11 protein-coding genes are annotated in these 15,687 nt (G+C 41.2%); 10 read left to right on the top strand and 1 reads right to left on the bottom strand.

Annotation, left to right across the window (positions count from 1 at the left end):
- The first annotated feature begins 14 nt into the window (after positions 1-14).
- The 5 genes from ACFEL9_RS23510 to ACFEL9_RS23490 all read left to right on the top strand — a co-directional run bounded on the left by ACFEL9_RS23510 (position 15) and on the right by ACFEL9_RS23490 (position 6,999).
- Positions 15-1,355: an APC family permease gene (locus tag ACFEL9_RS23510; protein WP_385895138.1), complete on the top strand. Its 1,341-nt coding sequence runs from the start codon at positions 15-17 to the stop codon at positions 1,353-1,355.
- A complete protein-coding gene (locus tag ACFEL9_RS23505) occupies positions 1,339-2,514 on the top strand; it encodes a trans-sulfuration enzyme family protein (RefSeq protein ID WP_385895136.1) in 1,176 nt (391 codons plus the stop codon). The genes ACFEL9_RS23510 and ACFEL9_RS23505 overlap by 17 nt, the downstream gene beginning before the upstream one ends.
- A 62-nt stretch (positions 2,515-2,576) precedes the next feature.
- A complete protein-coding gene (locus tag ACFEL9_RS23500; RefSeq protein ID WP_385895134.1) occupies positions 2,577-4,007 on the top strand; it encodes a TolC family protein in 1,431 nt (476 codons plus the stop codon).
- Between the two features lie 340 nt (positions 4,008-4,347).
- Positions 4,348-5,715, top strand: coding sequence for an efflux RND transporter periplasmic adaptor subunit (locus tag ACFEL9_RS23495; RefSeq protein WP_385895132.1), 1,368 nt, complete (start codon positions 4,348-4,350; stop codon positions 5,713-5,715).
- A gap of 240 nt (positions 5,716-5,955) precedes the next feature.
- The gene (locus tag ACFEL9_RS23490) at positions 5,956-6,999 is read left to right on the top strand and encodes an NAD(P)H-dependent glycerol-3-phosphate dehydrogenase (protein ID WP_385895130.1); all 1,044 of its coding nucleotides are present in this window, start codon (positions 5,956-5,958) and stop codon (positions 6,997-6,999) included.
- A gap of 129 nt (positions 7,000-7,128) precedes the next feature.
- On the opposite strand, the gene hemW is transcribed toward ACFEL9_RS23490, so the two are convergent.
- Positions 7,129-8,244, bottom strand: a complete 1,116-nt coding sequence (gene hemW, locus ACFEL9_RS23485) for a radical SAM family heme chaperone HemW (protein WP_385895128.1) — start codon at positions 8,242-8,244, stop codon at positions 7,129-7,131.
- A 71-nt stretch (positions 8,245-8,315) separates the two neighbouring features.
- Here hemW and ACFEL9_RS23480 point away from each other — a divergent pair, with 71 nt between their 5' ends.
- The 5 genes from ACFEL9_RS23480 (at position 8,316) to porK (ending at position 15,643) form a co-directional block, all read left to right on the top strand.
- Complete coding sequence (locus ACFEL9_RS23480; protein WP_385895126.1) at positions 8,316-10,118, top strand: POTRA domain-containing protein; 1,803 nt, start codon at positions 8,316-8,318, stop codon at positions 10,116-10,118.
- Between the two features lie 95 nt (positions 10,119-10,213).
- Positions 10,214-11,164, top strand: coding sequence for a DUF4271 domain-containing protein (locus tag ACFEL9_RS23475; RefSeq protein ID WP_385895124.1), 951 nt, complete (start codon positions 10,214-10,216; stop codon positions 11,162-11,164).
- Between the two features lie 44 nt (positions 11,165-11,208).
- Positions 11,209-12,009: a uroporphyrinogen-III synthase gene (locus tag ACFEL9_RS23470; RefSeq protein ID WP_385895122.1), complete on the top strand. Its 801-nt coding sequence runs from the start codon at positions 11,209-11,211 to the stop codon at positions 12,007-12,009.
- 82 nt (positions 12,010-12,091) lie between these two features.
- A complete protein-coding gene (locus tag ACFEL9_RS23465) occupies positions 12,092-14,188 on the top strand; it encodes a thioredoxin domain-containing protein (protein ID WP_385895120.1) in 2,097 nt (698 codons plus the stop codon).
- 150 nt (positions 14,189-14,338) lie between these two features.
- Positions 14,339-15,643, top strand: a complete 1,305-nt coding sequence (gene porK / locus ACFEL9_RS23460; RefSeq protein ID WP_385895118.1) for a T9SS ring complex lipoprotein PorK/GldK — start codon at positions 14,339-14,341, stop codon at positions 15,641-15,643.
- Positions 15,644-15,687 lie beyond the last annotated feature (44 nt).

The following is a 15,687-nucleotide window of genomic DNA, read 5'->3' as shown; positions in this document are numbered from 1 at the left end:
ATTATCTTCAACTCATGGCAAAAAACAAGCTGGGTCTTTTCGATCTTACGATGATTGTTGTCGGGTTGGTAATTGGGATGGGTATTTTCAGAACTTCGTCAGATGCTGCGAATGCGGCGATTACTCCTTCTATTTTTTTTGTTGCGTGGTTTGCTGGTGGTATCGTGGCTCTTTGTGGTGCGTTAACTTATGCGGAAATAGGCTCCCGTTTTCCGGCCACAGGTGGCTATTACAAAGTGTTTGCAGAATGTTATCACCCTTCTATAGCCTTTGCCATCAATTGCATTATTCTAATTTCAAATGCGGCTTCCATGGCGGGTGTGGCCCTGATCGGAAGCGAATATATATCCCAGGTTATTTTTAAAACCGTTCCCGATAATACCACCCGGGCTTTCATAGCGATGGTCCCGATTGTTATCTTTTATATAGTAAATCTCTTAGGCCTCCGGCTGAGTTCTACGGCCCAAAATATTCTGATGATCATCAAGATCGGGATGCTGGTTTTACTGATCAGTTCGATATTCTTCATTGCACCGGAAGCTGGTTCTGCGACCTCAGCTGTCGTTAAAGAGTTTACGACGATGGACTACATCACATCATTTGGTGTTGCTCTCATTGCCGTTTCGTTTACCTATGGAGGATACCAGCAAACGATCAATTTTGGTGAAGAGATTCACGAACCGAGAAAGACAATTCCTAAAGGCATTTTTATCGGGATACTAATTATAATTTCTCTGTACCTCGCTGTAAGTTATGCCTACTATAATGCGATAGGATTTGAGCAATTGAAAACTTCCCGTGGTATCGCCTCCGTCGTGGCAGAGAAAATGTTTGGTCCGGCGGGAAGGACTGCTGCTTCTATATTGCTTTTTATTGCTGTGCTGGCGTATGTAAATGTATTATTGTTGAGTAATCCCAGGGTGATGTATGCCATGAGCCTCGACAAAATATTGCCCAAACCCTTTCAGAAAAAAGATGAAAAAAAGGATGTGCTTACTGTGAGCCTGACCGTATTTGCAGCCATGGGAATAATTGTGTTGTTTTTTGCCAACGAGTTTAACCAGATATTGGGATTCACTATTTTTTTAGATTCAATAGGAATGGCCACTTCCGCCGCTACTATTTTTATTTTGCGAAAGCGTACAAAACACCTGGACGGAACCGGAATTTATAAAATGAAATTGTATCCATTGTTGCCACTCATTTTTATCCTGGCTTATGTTTTTGTGGGTATTTCAATTGCATTTAATACGCCCAGGCTTGCTTTGATAGGAACAGCAGTTTTTGCCGCCTTCCTGGTTATTTATTTTTTAGTTACTCACCGGAAAAAAAATTCGAATGTCGCTTCCAACTGATATTTCTTACATATTGAATGAACTGGGCGAAGAAAGGGAAAATTATTTTAATGCAGTATCTCCCCCTATCATCCAGGCCAGCAATTTTACGTTTAAAAAAGTAGATGAATTATACAGCGCTTTCGAAAATGAAATGAGCGGTTATCTCTATAGCAGGGGATTAAATCCTACCGTGGAGATATTGCGCAAGAAATTAGCGGCATTGGATGGGGCCGAAGATTGTCTTATTTTCAATAGCGGTGCTGCAGCAATTTTTGCAGGCGTTTTAGCCAATGTGAAGGCAGGTGATCATATCGTCTCCGTAAGAGCTCCCTACACGTGGGCGCAAAAAATGTTTGATGAAATACTGCCAAGGTTTGGCGTTACCACAACTTATATTGATGGAACTGCCGTAGCAAATTGGCAATCGGCTACACAACCCAATACGAGTTTTTATTATTTGGAGTCACCGAATAGCTGGTTCTTCGAATTACAGGACATTCGTGCTGTTAGCGGCTTAGCAAAGACGAGAAATATTTTCACTTTTATTGATAACAGTTACTGCACGCCCTTGCAACAAAATGTAATAGAAATGGGAGTGGACCTCGCTATGCAAACAGCCACCAAGTATATTGGCGGGCACAGTGATACACTGGGTGGTGTATTGTCTGGCTCACATGCTGTTATCAAGAGGATTTTTGATAGTGAATACCTAAACATTGGTAGTGGTATTCAGCCTTTTAATGCATGGCTATTACTTCGGGGATTAAGGACTTTGCCGATGCGACTGGAAAGAATTAACAGATCTACCCGGAAGATTATTGAATACCTGAAGCAACATCCTTTGATTGAAAACATTATCTTTCCTCTTGATCCTGCTTTTTCACAATACCAATTGGCGAAAAAGCAAATGAAAGATGCGGGCGGATTAGTCACTTTTTCTTTAAAGGCCAGGACAAGGGGAGACATTGTTCTTTTTTGCGAGTCGCTAAAACATTTTATTATGGCCGTAAGTTGGGGAGGACATGAGTCATTGATAATTCCCAAATGCGCCAGTGTAAAGTTGGCCGAATTTGACGTAGCTAATGTGGCTCATCGTTCAGTCAGGATGTATGTGGGACTGGAGGAGCCTGATTACCTGATTGCTGATCTTGACCAGGCTCTACAAAAACTAGTATGATTTTTAACCTCCGTTTATCAAAAATCAATACGACGGCATTTGTTTTCAATTATTTTTGTCGAATGGTAACTCGCAGTATCAAGCTGGTCTTTTTCCTGTTCACATTCACCAGTTCTTTTGCGCAGCAAAAATGGGATTTGCGCCAATGCGTCGAATATGCGATGAAAAATAACATCTCTGTTCGGCAGGCAGATGTGCAGGCAAGAATAGCAGCATTAACATATCAGCAAAGTAAGCTGTCGCAATATCCATATGGCAACCTGCAAAATAGTGCCGGTTATCAATTTGGGCGATCGATCGATCCTTCCACCAACCAGTTTACTAATGATAAAATTTTATTTGCTAACCATTCGCTTAATGTGAACCTTGATTTGTTCAATTGGTTCAGTAAAAAAAATACAATAGCCGCTAACCGTTTCCAGGCGGATGCATATGTGCAGGGGGTTGAGAAGGCAAGAAACGATATTGCTTTAAACGTGGCTAATGCCTATTTGCAAATCGTGTTGAATGCGGAACAAATTAAGATCAGCGATGTGCAGGTAAAACAAAGCCTGGATCAGGCCAACAATATAGGGAAACGAGTAGATGCGGGAGCACTTCCTGAATTGAACCTTGCTGAAATAGAGACTCAGCTGGCCAATGACAGCTCAACGCTCCTTACTGCCAATGCAAACTACACTCTCTCAGTTTTACAATTAAAGGCACTACTTAATGTCGATGCCGATGTGCCGTTCGATGTAGAAATACCTCCCGTAGAGTTAATCCCTGTAGAGCCTTTAGCTGATTTGGATCCGGCTGCAGTTTATCAACTGGCGACGACCAATATGCCGCAGCAAAAAATCAACGAATTGAATTTACAGGCTGCTATAAAAGGCGTGGCAGCCGCCAAAGGAAATTTGTATCCCTCTTTCTCCTTATTTGGCGGACTGGATACCCGTTATTCAGATGCGCAAAAATTATTGCCTAAAGACTATGCAAGCACAATCATCCCAATTGGCTTTGTTGATATCAATGGATCAAATTATATCGTTCAAACGCAGCAATTGCTTCCTACAGGAACAACAAAAAATACCTATTTCAGGCAATTGAACAATAACTTTAGCCAATCAATCGGGCTGGGTCTCAGTGTTCCGATTTTTAATGGTGGCGTTGCGAGAACCAACTGGAAAAAAGCCCAACTCAATGTTACTAATGTGGAGTTGCAAAAGGAACTGGATTCAAAAACCCTGAAACAGGATATTTACCAGGCACATGCCAATGCCATAGCAGCTTTACAGAAGTTTAACGCATCTTCAAAATCTGTAGAGACTTCACAAAAAGCATACGATTTTGCCAAAAAACGATTTGATGTGGGATTATTAAACACCATTGACCTGATCACGAACCAGAACAATTTATTTCGTGCCAAGATCAACAGGGCTTCAGCGCAGGCGGACTATGTATTTAAAATCAAGTTGCTGGAATTTTATAAGGGGCAGGGATTAAAACTATAAGGCCCCATCCCGATCCCGACACGTCGGGACCACCAACACACAGCCCTGCTTTTCGGAAAGTCTGACAGAATAAGTGTTCTCCGAAAATGTTGAATAAAAGAGATGAAGTTGAGGTGGTGGTAGATATGAAGTTTGGATTTGTAATGCCGTACCATCCTTCTCTTTTAGAGGATAAGGGGATGAGACCTTATGATTAGCGAACCGAACCATGAACGGAGCGTCGCAAGGGACGATGATAGTAGTAATGTTGCCAAAACAAAAATATTTTTTAACCATTCCGGGCAAGAGAAGTTTTTTCGATTGCCGGAGACTAAATAGTCCGCCGCGGCGGATTTAGGGTATGAATAAAACTTTAAAATGGATATTGATAATTGTAGCTACGCTGGTTGTGGTGGCAGTAATTTGGGCGCTTATAGCCGGTAAGAATAGTGGAGCTGTAAAAGTAGCTGTTGAAAAAGTGACGAAGAGAACCATTATCGAAACGGTCACTGCCAGCGGAAATATCTATCCGGAGGTTGAAGTAAAAATTAGCCCGGATATTTCTGGTGAGATCACCGAATTGAATGTGCAGGAAGGGGATAGCGTGAAAAGGGGCCAGGTGCTGGCCCGCATTTTTGCCGATATCTATGCTTTGCAAAGGGATGAAGCCGCTTCGCAGGTGGGGCAATCGGAGGCAACAGTTAGCAATAGCCAGGCAGCATTGGAGGCTACCAAAGCTTCACTGGACCAGGCAAAGCAGGCTTATGACCGTAACAAGTCTTTGTTTGAACAAAAAGTAATTTCACAATCAGAATTTGAGCAATTTGAAACAACTTATCGTTCGGCGCAGGCTAATTATAATGCGGCCTTGCAAAATATTAAAGGCTTGCAGGCGAATGTAAGGACGGCTGAAACCGGCCTTACCAAAGCCAACAAAGATCTTGGCCGTACCACGTTGGTGGCCCCGATGAGTGGGGTAATATCTTCTTTGAAGGTTAAAAAAGGAGAACGGGTCGCTGGTAATAGTTTTAATGTAGGCACTGAAATGATGACGGTTGCTGATATGAGTGTGATGGAAGTGCGAGTGGATGTAGGAGAGAATGATATTGTAAAAGTAAATATCGGCGACTCGGCAGATGTGGAGCTGGACGCCTATAACAATCGCAAATTCAAAGGAATTGTTACCCAGATCGCCAGTAGTACCAAAACAACCGCGGCATCAGCTGTCTCCAATGAAGTAACCAATTATGAAGTAAGGATAAGACTTGACAGGGAGTCATATAAAGACCTTATTGATCCGTCAAAACCAAAGAGATTTCCGTTCAGACCCGGGATGAATGCCAATGCAGACATTAAGACAAAACGGATAGACAATGTATTGGCGGCGCCGATCACTGCCGTAAATGCCCGGGTAAAAGGCAGCGATAAAAGTATAGCAGATAAGAAAAAAGAAAATGAAGCCGGCAAAGAAGAGGATAATTTAAACATGACAGAAACGGCTATAAGTGATGAATTGGAAGAAGTAGTGTTTGTGTTACAAAAAGATGGGACAGTAAAAAAGGCGGTTGTAAAATCGGGCATCCAGGACATTAATTACATCGAAATAAGAAGTGGCTTAAGAGGCGGAGAAGATGTTGTTGTGGGGCCTTACAATGCAATTAGTAAAACATTGAAGGATGGCATGAAAGTAACTGTTGTGCCGAGAGATAAATTGTTTGAAAAGAAATAGTCTGAACTGGGACCTGTCTGCCGGCAGGCAGGTTTGGGAAGATTGTATGGAATAATAAGAAATTGAAAGAGTTTTGTAATTACAAGGCTCTTTTTTTATGGATATTGCATGTCAAATAAGAATGATTGTGAATATTGTTGAGTTCGCAAATAAAGACAGAATGTGATCATGAGAGATAAATTGGTTGTATAGTCTTCAGGAGGCACTATCTTAATTTTATCTCCCTTAATCTTTTAAATCATGGTTCAGACATTTGGCATCATTGGAAGCGGAAGTTGGGCGACAGCATTAGTAAAGATCCTGACGGATAATGGAAACGCCGTCAACTGGTGGATACGTAATGAAAAAAGTATAGAATATATCAAGAGACGCCGGCATAATCCCTCTTATCTTCAATCTGCTTATTTTGATGTTTCACTGCTTTCCATGTCCGCAAAAATTGAGGAGGTGATCGGCAACTCAGCGATTCTTGTGATCGGTATTCCATCTGCATATATTGATGAAAGTATCGGCCATTTAAAGCCGGAACACTTAGCGGGTAAAAAAATTGTGTCTGCTGTAAAAGGAATTTTGCCGGAGCAAAACATCTTACTCAACTACTACCTGCAGCAAAAATTTCAGTTTCCCCTGGAGAATTATTTTGCTGTGTTGGGTCCATGCCATGCCGAAGAAGTGGCTGCGGAGAAATTGTCCTATCTCACATTCTCCGGAATAGATGTAACTGGTGCTTCGCAAATTGCGTCCTATTTTGCAACCAGCTATATTAACACAATAGTTAATCATGACATACTGGGTGTGCAATATGCAGCTGTGTTAAAGAATATCTATGCATTGGGAGCGGGTATTGCGCATGGCCTGGAATATGGCGATAATTTTCAAAGTGTTTATATTGCTAATAGCGCCGATGAAATGGCTTCCTTTTTAAAAGAGTTCGGTGCAGAACATATTGTGGTTGGCGAACACGAGGGGGAAGATCCTGTTACACACCGGAAAACTCCTAACTATGCAGCTTCGGTATACCTTGGCGACTTATTGGTGACCTGTTATTCGCTGTACAGCCGCAACCGTACGTTCGGCAATATGATCGGCAAGGGCTATTCAGTAAAAGCGGCGCAGCTCGAATTAAACATGGTGGCAGAAGGGTATAATGCGGCAAAATGTATTTATAATATTAACAAATCCGTTGAAGCGTCAATGCCAATAGCGGAGTCTATCTATAAAATCCTTTGGGAAAATGTTAAACCCGCTGAGGGTTTTAAACAAATAGAAGAGGTGTTGGTCTGATAAGTAGATAAAAACAAGTAATATGCCGCTATCTTATCACGGTTTCGGGCCCGCCGCCATCTTGCTGATGGTTGCGACTCTCATAATTGGCGAATTGTATAAGTTGTACAAAAACCGCAAACAACACACTTAATCAAAGAACAAATCAGCGGCAATACCGTCAGCCAGCAGTTTGCCCTCTTTTGTCAACCGTAAAAAATTGCCTTCTTTTTTTAAAAGCCCTTTTTCCAAATATTTGCTGCTTTCTGCTGTTAATTTATCCGCTTCTTTTGTTGCAAGCTTTGTAAGATTTAACCCTTCTGCCGTACGCAAAGAGAGCATGATATATTCGTTTAGTTTTTGAGTAATAGTAAGAATTTCCTGTTCAAAGGGAATAACTCCCTGCCCTATTGAACGGATATACGCTGTGTTGTTGGCAACATTCCACCATCGGGTATTACCGTCGAATGAGTGAGCAGATGGACCGATCCCAATGTATTTTTTTCCCTGCCAGTAAGAGGAGTTGTGACGACTTCGGAATCCCGGTTTTGCAAAGTTGGAAATTTCATAATGTTCGTATCCTGCTTCTTCGAGCCACTGCATCAGCATAAGGAATTGTTCCGATTGAGTATCCGGGTTTATATTTTCAGTTTTGTGTTGCCGAATTAATTTTTCAAGCGGTGTTTTGGGCTCCACTGTCAGGGCATAGCAGGATAGATGAGGAATTCCCAAAGAGATAGCCTTATCTACATTTTGTTTCCATTTCTCATTGGTCAATCCCGGTGTGCCATATATCAGATCTATGGTAATATTGCTGAATTGTTCTATTGCCAATTGTAAATTGCCAATCGCCTGTTGCGAATTGTGCGCCCTGTTCATCCATCGCAGATCTTCCTCAAAAAAACTTTGTATTCCAATACTCAAACGGTTAATGCCAATTTCTTTCCAGTCATTAAGTTTTTGAATGTCGATATCATCCGGGTTAGCTTCCAGCGTTATTTCTGTATCTGAAGAAACAGTATAAACAGATTTTATCTTGCCGAGAATGCTTTCTAATTCGGACTTAGTGCATAAACTGGGGGTGCCGCCTCCAAAGTAGATAGTTTCTATTTTTACATCATCTTTAAAATTAGCCTGCTGTAATTCGATTTCTTTCAATAAAGCAGCAACTAATTCGTTTTTAGAACGCAATGAAGTTGAAAAATGGAAATTGCAATAGTAACAAGCTTGTTTACAAAACGGGATATGTATATAAATTCCGCTCAACCGGGTTTCTGATTTAAATAAATATTTTTACCCTTCCCCTCTCTTTTGGAGAGGGGATTAGGGGTGAGGTTATGACAAAATTAAGACTGCAAATATTGGTTACAGCATTTTTGTTGATCTGCATGAAAGTTGCAGGCCAATCCGGTTATCCCCTTCTTATAAATGGTGTTGATAGGGATTCGGCTTTTCTCGTAGAATCAGTAGGTCTTAAAACCAACTTTGATTCCCGCAATGAATGTATTAGTTATATAAATGATTTGCCCGCCACTCTTATAGCCAAGGGGTATGTGACGGCTTCGCTGGATAGTATACTTTATGACTCGGCTTTTGCCAGGATCGCTTTATACCTTGGGGAACAATATCAATGGGCGCAATTGGATGCAAAACAAATTGACGCTTCGATATTGCAGTCTGTTGGCTGGAGAGAAAAGATATTTACTAATAAGCCGATGGATTTTGAACAGGTGCAGCAGTGGCAGGAAAAAGTGCTAAACTACATGGAGAATAACGGCTATCCATTTGCAAAAGTTTACCTGGATAGCATGGTGATAGATAGTGGCAGGGTGAGGGCACAATTAAAATTGGATAAAGGCCCATCTTATAAAATCGACAGCATTCACATCGTTGGCAACGCTAAAATTGCGAATGAATTTTTGCAGCGATACCTCGATATAAAAAACGGCAGCCTGTTCAGTAAAGAAAAGTTGCTGCGAATTAGCCGGCGCATGCGGGAGCTAACCTACGTCGAAGAAGAATACCCGTCAAAACTTATCTGGTTAGGCACAGGCTCTACGCTGGAAATGTATTTGAAGCCAAAGAAAAGCAGCCAGGTAAATGTGTTGGTGGGATTTTTGCCAAATAATGATCAGTTGTCTTCAAAGAAGATTTTGATTACGGGAGAAGCTAATCTTAACCTGAAAAACGCATTAGGAGCCGGAGAAACAATAGGATTGAACTGGCAGCAGTTGCAGGTGAAATCGCCAAGATTAAATATTTTATATCAGCATCCTTACCTCTTTAATTCGCCGATCGGACTTGATTTTTCCTTTGATATGTTTCGAAAGGACAGCACGTTTTTGAATGTAAATTTCCAGTTAGGTGCCCAGTATATTTTAAACATCAACCAGGCTGGAAAAATATTTATCCAACGGACCTCCACGATTGTGAATGGAATTAATAAAAATTTTGTCACCCAATATTATCGCCTGCCGGATGAGGCTGATGTAAGTGCTGTGAGTGCCGGGATAGATTACGAATTCAATAATACCAACTATCGTTTAAATCCCACAAAAGGAAATGAGTTCAGGATCATAACCGCTGTGGGCACCAAAAAAATAAAAAAGAACAATGAGATTCTCGAATTGAAAGATCCCGGGAATCCCTCTTTTGATTTTGGAACATTATACGACACGGTGAAATTGAAGACATATCAGTTACGGATAAAGATTTTGGCGGCCCGGTATCTTCCATTAGGAAAGCAAAACCGGAGCACAATAAAGTTGGCTGTTAATGGCGGTATGTTTCAAAGCGGTAATATTTTCCGCAATGAACTTTTTCAGATTGGCGGCTATAAATTGTTAAGAGGCTTTGATGAGGAGAGTCAATACTTATCCCAATTTGCTGTAGCAACAGCAGAATATCGTTACCTCGTTGGCCAAAACTCGTACTTCTATGCCTTTACCGATGGAGGATGGGGTGGCAACAATAGTCAAAATGCAGACGTTGATTACACCTATTTTGGAACCGGGTTAGGCCTGGCCTTTGAGACTAAGGTGGGAATATTCAACCTGGCATGGGCTGTAGGGAAGCGAAGTGATTTACCCTTTAATTTGCGTCAGTCAAAAATACACTTTGGATTCGTCAACTATTTTTAGCAATCTTGTGCCGGTTTAATTCGGAAATAATCGTGACTATTTTAGTTGTGAAGTTGAATGTCCGGCTGTTATTTTTGCATTTCAATCAATAGTACTTGCTGCGTTTTTTTTTATCCATTGTTATTATCTTATGTGTATCTGTCCGAATCGCTGCGCAGGACACAATACCTGCGCCAACAAATCGCATAGCCGATACGATTTTAAATGCGGATAGTAACAGCATTAGTATTGATTCCGCTACCCTGATATCTTTCGATTCCGTTTCAAAAAGACCAATTATCCGGGATTCGTTGTGGCAATCAAATGGCGATGTCCCTCTTCAGGAACAAATATTGCAACGCCATCCTTTTTTCAATTTTAATACCAGGCCGGTAGTTACTCCACCCGATATAAAAAGATTTAATGGGAAGGAGTTGCTTTTTTATGTCCTGGTGGCATTGGTGATAATTTTTGCGCTGCTAAAGCTGGCCTTTTCCAAATATTTTAATGACCTGTTCCGTGTTTTCTTTCGCACTACCATGAAGCAGAGGCAGATAAAGGAACAGCTGATGCAAACACCTTTTCCTTCATTGGTTTTTAATGGTTTTTTCGTGGCCAGTGCCGGCTTGTATGCAAATTTCTTGTTGCATTATTTTGGGTTTAAGCCGGTCGATAATTTTTGGTTATTGTATTTGTATTGCTGTATTGGGCTTTCAATAATTTACCTGGTTAAGTTTATAGGCCTGATAGTGTGTGGCTGGCTTTTCAATATGAAAAAGGCAGCTGAGTCTTATATTTTTATTGTATTTATCATTAATAAAGTAATTGGTATTGCCCTGCTTCCCTTCAACTTTTTGTTGGCATTTACCGACGGAGCAATGCATTCGATTGCACTTATGCTATCGTGGTGCTGTATAGCCGGGCTTTTCTTATACCGGTTTATTTTAGGATTCGCTGCTATTCGTAATGAGGTCAAATTCAACCTATTTCACTTCTTTTTGTACCTATGCGCCTTTGAAATTGCTCCCCTATTGCTGATTTACAAGCTTTTACTATTCTTTTTGTAAGTAGAATAGCTTAGCTTTGCACACAAATTTAGCCGCACCACAACATGGTAAAAAATGGGGTTACAAAGGCCGATGTTCAGGCCAAAACAATAAACAAAGTTTTGATCACCCAGCCGAGGCCCGAAAGTGATAAGTCGCCGTACTTTGAACTTTCAAGAAAATACAACCTGGAATTGGATTTTCAACCCTTTATCCGTCTTGAAGGAATACCGGCCCGTGATTTTCGCAAACAAAAGATAGATATTCCAAATTATACCGGGGTCATTTTTACCAGCCGAAATGCTATTGATCATTTCTTTCGTACCTGTGATGAAATGAAAGTAAGCGTTTCCCAGGACACCAAATATTTTTGCATTACCGAAGCGGTGGCACTTTATCTTCAGAAATTCATCTTGTATCGCAAACGCAAGGTGTTTTATGGTGCCGATGGGACTAATAAGAGCATGTTTGATGTGATCAATAAGCATAAAGGCAATGAAAAATTCCTTTATGTATGTTCCGAAAATCAACAAGATAATGAGATCGTCAACTGGCTAAAAGCCAATAATTGTGAGTTTGCATTAGCCTTTATGTATCGTACCCAAAGTAATGATGTAAAGGATCTCCTGGCAAAAAATAAATACGACATCATTTGCTTCTTCACCCCAAGTGGAATTAAGAGTTTATTTGATAACCTGCCAAAGTACAAGCAGAACGGTACTTTCATTGGTGCATTTGGGGGCAATACCTCCAAAGCAGCTGAGGAAGCAGGTCTAATCTTACAAATAAAAGCACCCCAGCCGCAAGCACCCAGTATGGTAGCAGCACTTGACAAATTTTTAGCTGAAGCAAACAAGAAAAAATAATTTTTAAAAAAAGATGTTAAGGGGCACTAAACGGTGCCTTTTTTCTTTTTTAGGCCGCATGGTTTCAGCGAACTTTGTTTTTATGCCTACATACAAAAACAAATTAAGCACTGAAACCAGCCCGTATCTTCTTCAGCATGCTCATAACCCGGTTGACTGGTATCCCTGGGGAGAGGAGGCTTTGCAAAAAGCAAAAGAAGAAGATAAGCCCATTTTGATCAGTATAGGCTATGCCGCTTGTCATTGGTGCCATGTAATGGAAAAGGAGAGCTTTGAAGATGAAAGTACAGCATTGATCATGAACGAACACTTTGTCAATATTAAAATCGACAGGGAGGAGCGGCCGGATCTTGATCACATTTATATGGATGCAGTACAGGCCATGACCGGGAGCGGGGGGTGGCCACTCAATGTGTTTCTTACACCATCGACAAAGCCCTTTTACGGGGGCACCTATTTTCCACCTGTCCGGGCTTTCAACAGGGCTTCGTGGAAAGAGACCTTGTTGGGTGTAATAAACGCATTCAATGAAAAAAGAAATGAGATCGAAGAACAGGCTGAAAATTTAACCGGTCATTTGTTACAATCAAACTCATTTGGATTACAAAAACCAGGCGCACAGTCAAATTTGTTTACTGGTAAAAAGTTATCCGAGTCATTTGCTAACATCATGAAAACTGCCGACAAAGAGTGGGGTGGTTTTGGACGGGCACCGAAGTTTCCTCAGACTTTTACCATACAATTTTTATTGCGTTATGCGCATATTAAAAGTCAGCAATCCATACCGCAGGAGCCTGTAGACGAAGAAGCAAATGCTTCGCTGAAGCAGGCGTTACTTTCATTGGATAAAATGATTGATGGCGGTATTTATGATCAAATCGGAGGAGGATTCGCCAGGTACTCCACCGATACGGAATGGTTAGTCCCGCATTTCGAGAAAATGCTTTATGATAATGCACTGTTGATTTCCGCATTAAGTGAGGCATACCAATTAACAAAAAAAGACAAGTACGCTAATGCAATTCATGAAACGATGAATTTTATTCGCCTGGAATTACTTCATCCGCAGTTCGGATTTTATTCAGCTCTGGATGCAGATAGTGAGGGAGAGGAGGGTAAATTTTATGTGTGGTCAAAAACAGAAGTGGAGCAAATCCTGGGAGAGAAGGCGGATATTTTTTGTCGTTTTTATAATATCACCCAAGATGGAAATTGGGAGGGGAAAAATATTTTAAGAGTAAAGACTCCGGTTGAGGATTTTGCCCGGGAGAATAACATTGAGCAATTTGCGTTAACAAGCCTTTTGAAGGGAGGTCGTCAAAGACTTTTGGAAAAAAGAAATACGAGGGTAAGGCCTTTACTTGACGATAAAATTATTTTAAGCTGGAATGCCTTGATGAATACGGCGAGTAGTAAAGCATATGCAGCCACGGGCAAGGAAGAATACCGGGATTTGGCAATTGCCAACATGCAGTTTCTGTTAGAAAGGTTCTGTACCAACAATTCAGAAAGCTTTTTTCACACCTGGAAAAACGAAGAGGCAAAATATCCGGCATTCCTGGATGACTATGCTTTTTTAATAGAGGCGTTAATTCACTTGCAGGAAATAACTGCTGATACAAAATGGCTGGAAAAAGCAAAAAGCACTGCTGAATTTGTTATCGACAACTTTAGTGAACCGGGAGCCACCTTCTTTTTTTATACCGGGCAGGGACAGACCGATGTTATTGTTCGAAAAAAAGAGGTTTACGATGGGGCAGTCCCCTCTGGTAACGCTGTGATGGCTGAAAATCTTCATCGCCTTTCTCTATACTTCGACAGAAGGGATTGGAGTCAGCGTAGCCAGGATATGGTGCTTTCACTTGGCCAGGTAATAACTAAATATCCCACCTCTTTCGGATACTGGAACCGCCTGTTACTGGAGTCAACAAGCGGAACAGCGGAAGTAGCAGTTTTGGGAACCGAAATAAAAAAATTCCATAAGGAACTATTGTCGGAATTCATGCCTCAACGGGTTCTAATGGCGTCATCAAAAGAAAATGATGAGTTCCCCCTACTAGCCGGAAAGGCAGTTTCAAAAGTCCCATCTGTTTATATATGTAGAAATTTTGCATGTTTAAAACCGGTCAGTTCCATAGCCGAAGCACGGAAACAAATCAGGTTTGAAATAGCCAATTAATTTTATGTTAATACAATAATTTAGACTTAATATGCGTTAGAATAATTACGTCGTAAAACCCGATTTGGACATACTAAAATAAATTGTAACGTTGTGGTGATGAATAAACCTAAATTTTATATTTGCCCCAATACCCTTAAGAGTATGAAAATGAAAAACCTTAACTACGCATTTCTTGCAATTGTTTGCATTTCAATGCTATCCAGTTGCGGAATACTGGGAAAGAAAAATAAAGGCAGCAGCCTGCCTAATGATGGCCAGGTGCACGGAATTTCTCCGGGCAACAGGTATACACTGCCTAAGCCTCCGGGTATGGTTTATATACCCCAGGGAACATTCCATATGGGACCCAGCGATGAGGATCCTGCATATGCCTTTAGCTCCCGCAATCGTTCCATCTCAATCAGCGGCTTCTGGATGGATGCTACTGAAATCACCAACAACGAGTATCGTCAGTTTGTTTACTGGGTGCGTGACTCTGTCGCCGCCCGAAAATTAGGTAAAGTAAAAGCCGGTGCAGACGGGAACGAGTATGTTGATTGGGCAGCCATGAAACAAATGAAATGGGATGACCCCAAGACGGTTGAAGCTCTTGGAAACACTGATCTCATTCTGGTTCCAGAAGAAAGGATTTTTGGAAAGAAGGAATTGGATGCGTCCAAACTTGTTTTTCATTCCGAAACCTTTGATCTGAAAGAAGCCGCTAAAAAAGAGAATGCGGGTAAATCCCGTTCTAAATTCATCCTGAAAAAGGACATTCCTATCTATCCTGATACTTTGGTTTGGATTCGTGACTTTGCTTATTCTTACAACGAGCCAATGACCAAACGTTACTTCTCGCATCCTGCATTCGGTAACTATCCGGTTGTAGGGGTAAGCTGGAAACAGGCAACTGCTTTCTGCGAATGGAGAACAATGTATTTGAATGCATTTTTGGATAGCAAAAAAAGAGTGCAGGAGTCCGATTTCCGCCTTCCAACTGAAGCACAGTGGGAATATGCGGCTCGTGGTGGACGTTCACAATCAATGTTCCCCTGGGGTAACTATTACCTCCGTAATAAAAAAGGATGCTTAATGGCAAACTTTAAGCCTGGTCGTGGTAATTATCCTGAAGATGGCGGCTTTTATACAGTGCGTGCAGACGCTTATTGGCCAAACGACTTCGGTCTGTATTGCATGTCAGGTAATGTGGCAGAATGGACTTCCTCGATTTATTATGAAGGACGTAATAACTTCCAGCATGATATGAACCCGGATGTTCGCTGGAATGCTAAAGATGATGATCCCCCGCTGATGAAGCGTAAAATAATTCGTGGAGGAAGCTGGAAGGATGTTGGATATTACCTGCAAACAGGTACCAGCACTTATGAATACCAGGATTCTTCCAAATCTTATATTGGATTCCGCAGCGTAATTGACTTACCAGCTGCTCCTCAAAAAGCACGTCGCAGATAAAAACTTTCTCAAAGAGGTATTTTTCTGCGACCTCTTTTTCTATA

It is taken from the genome of Terrimonas alba (genome assembly GCF_042434975.1).
GTDB lineage: Bacteria > Bacteroidota > Bacteroidia > Chitinophagales > Chitinophagaceae > Terrimonas_B > Terrimonas_B alba.
The sequence above is the reverse complement of the archived record's forward strand: the minus strand, read 5'-3'. Positions and strand labels throughout refer to the sequence as shown.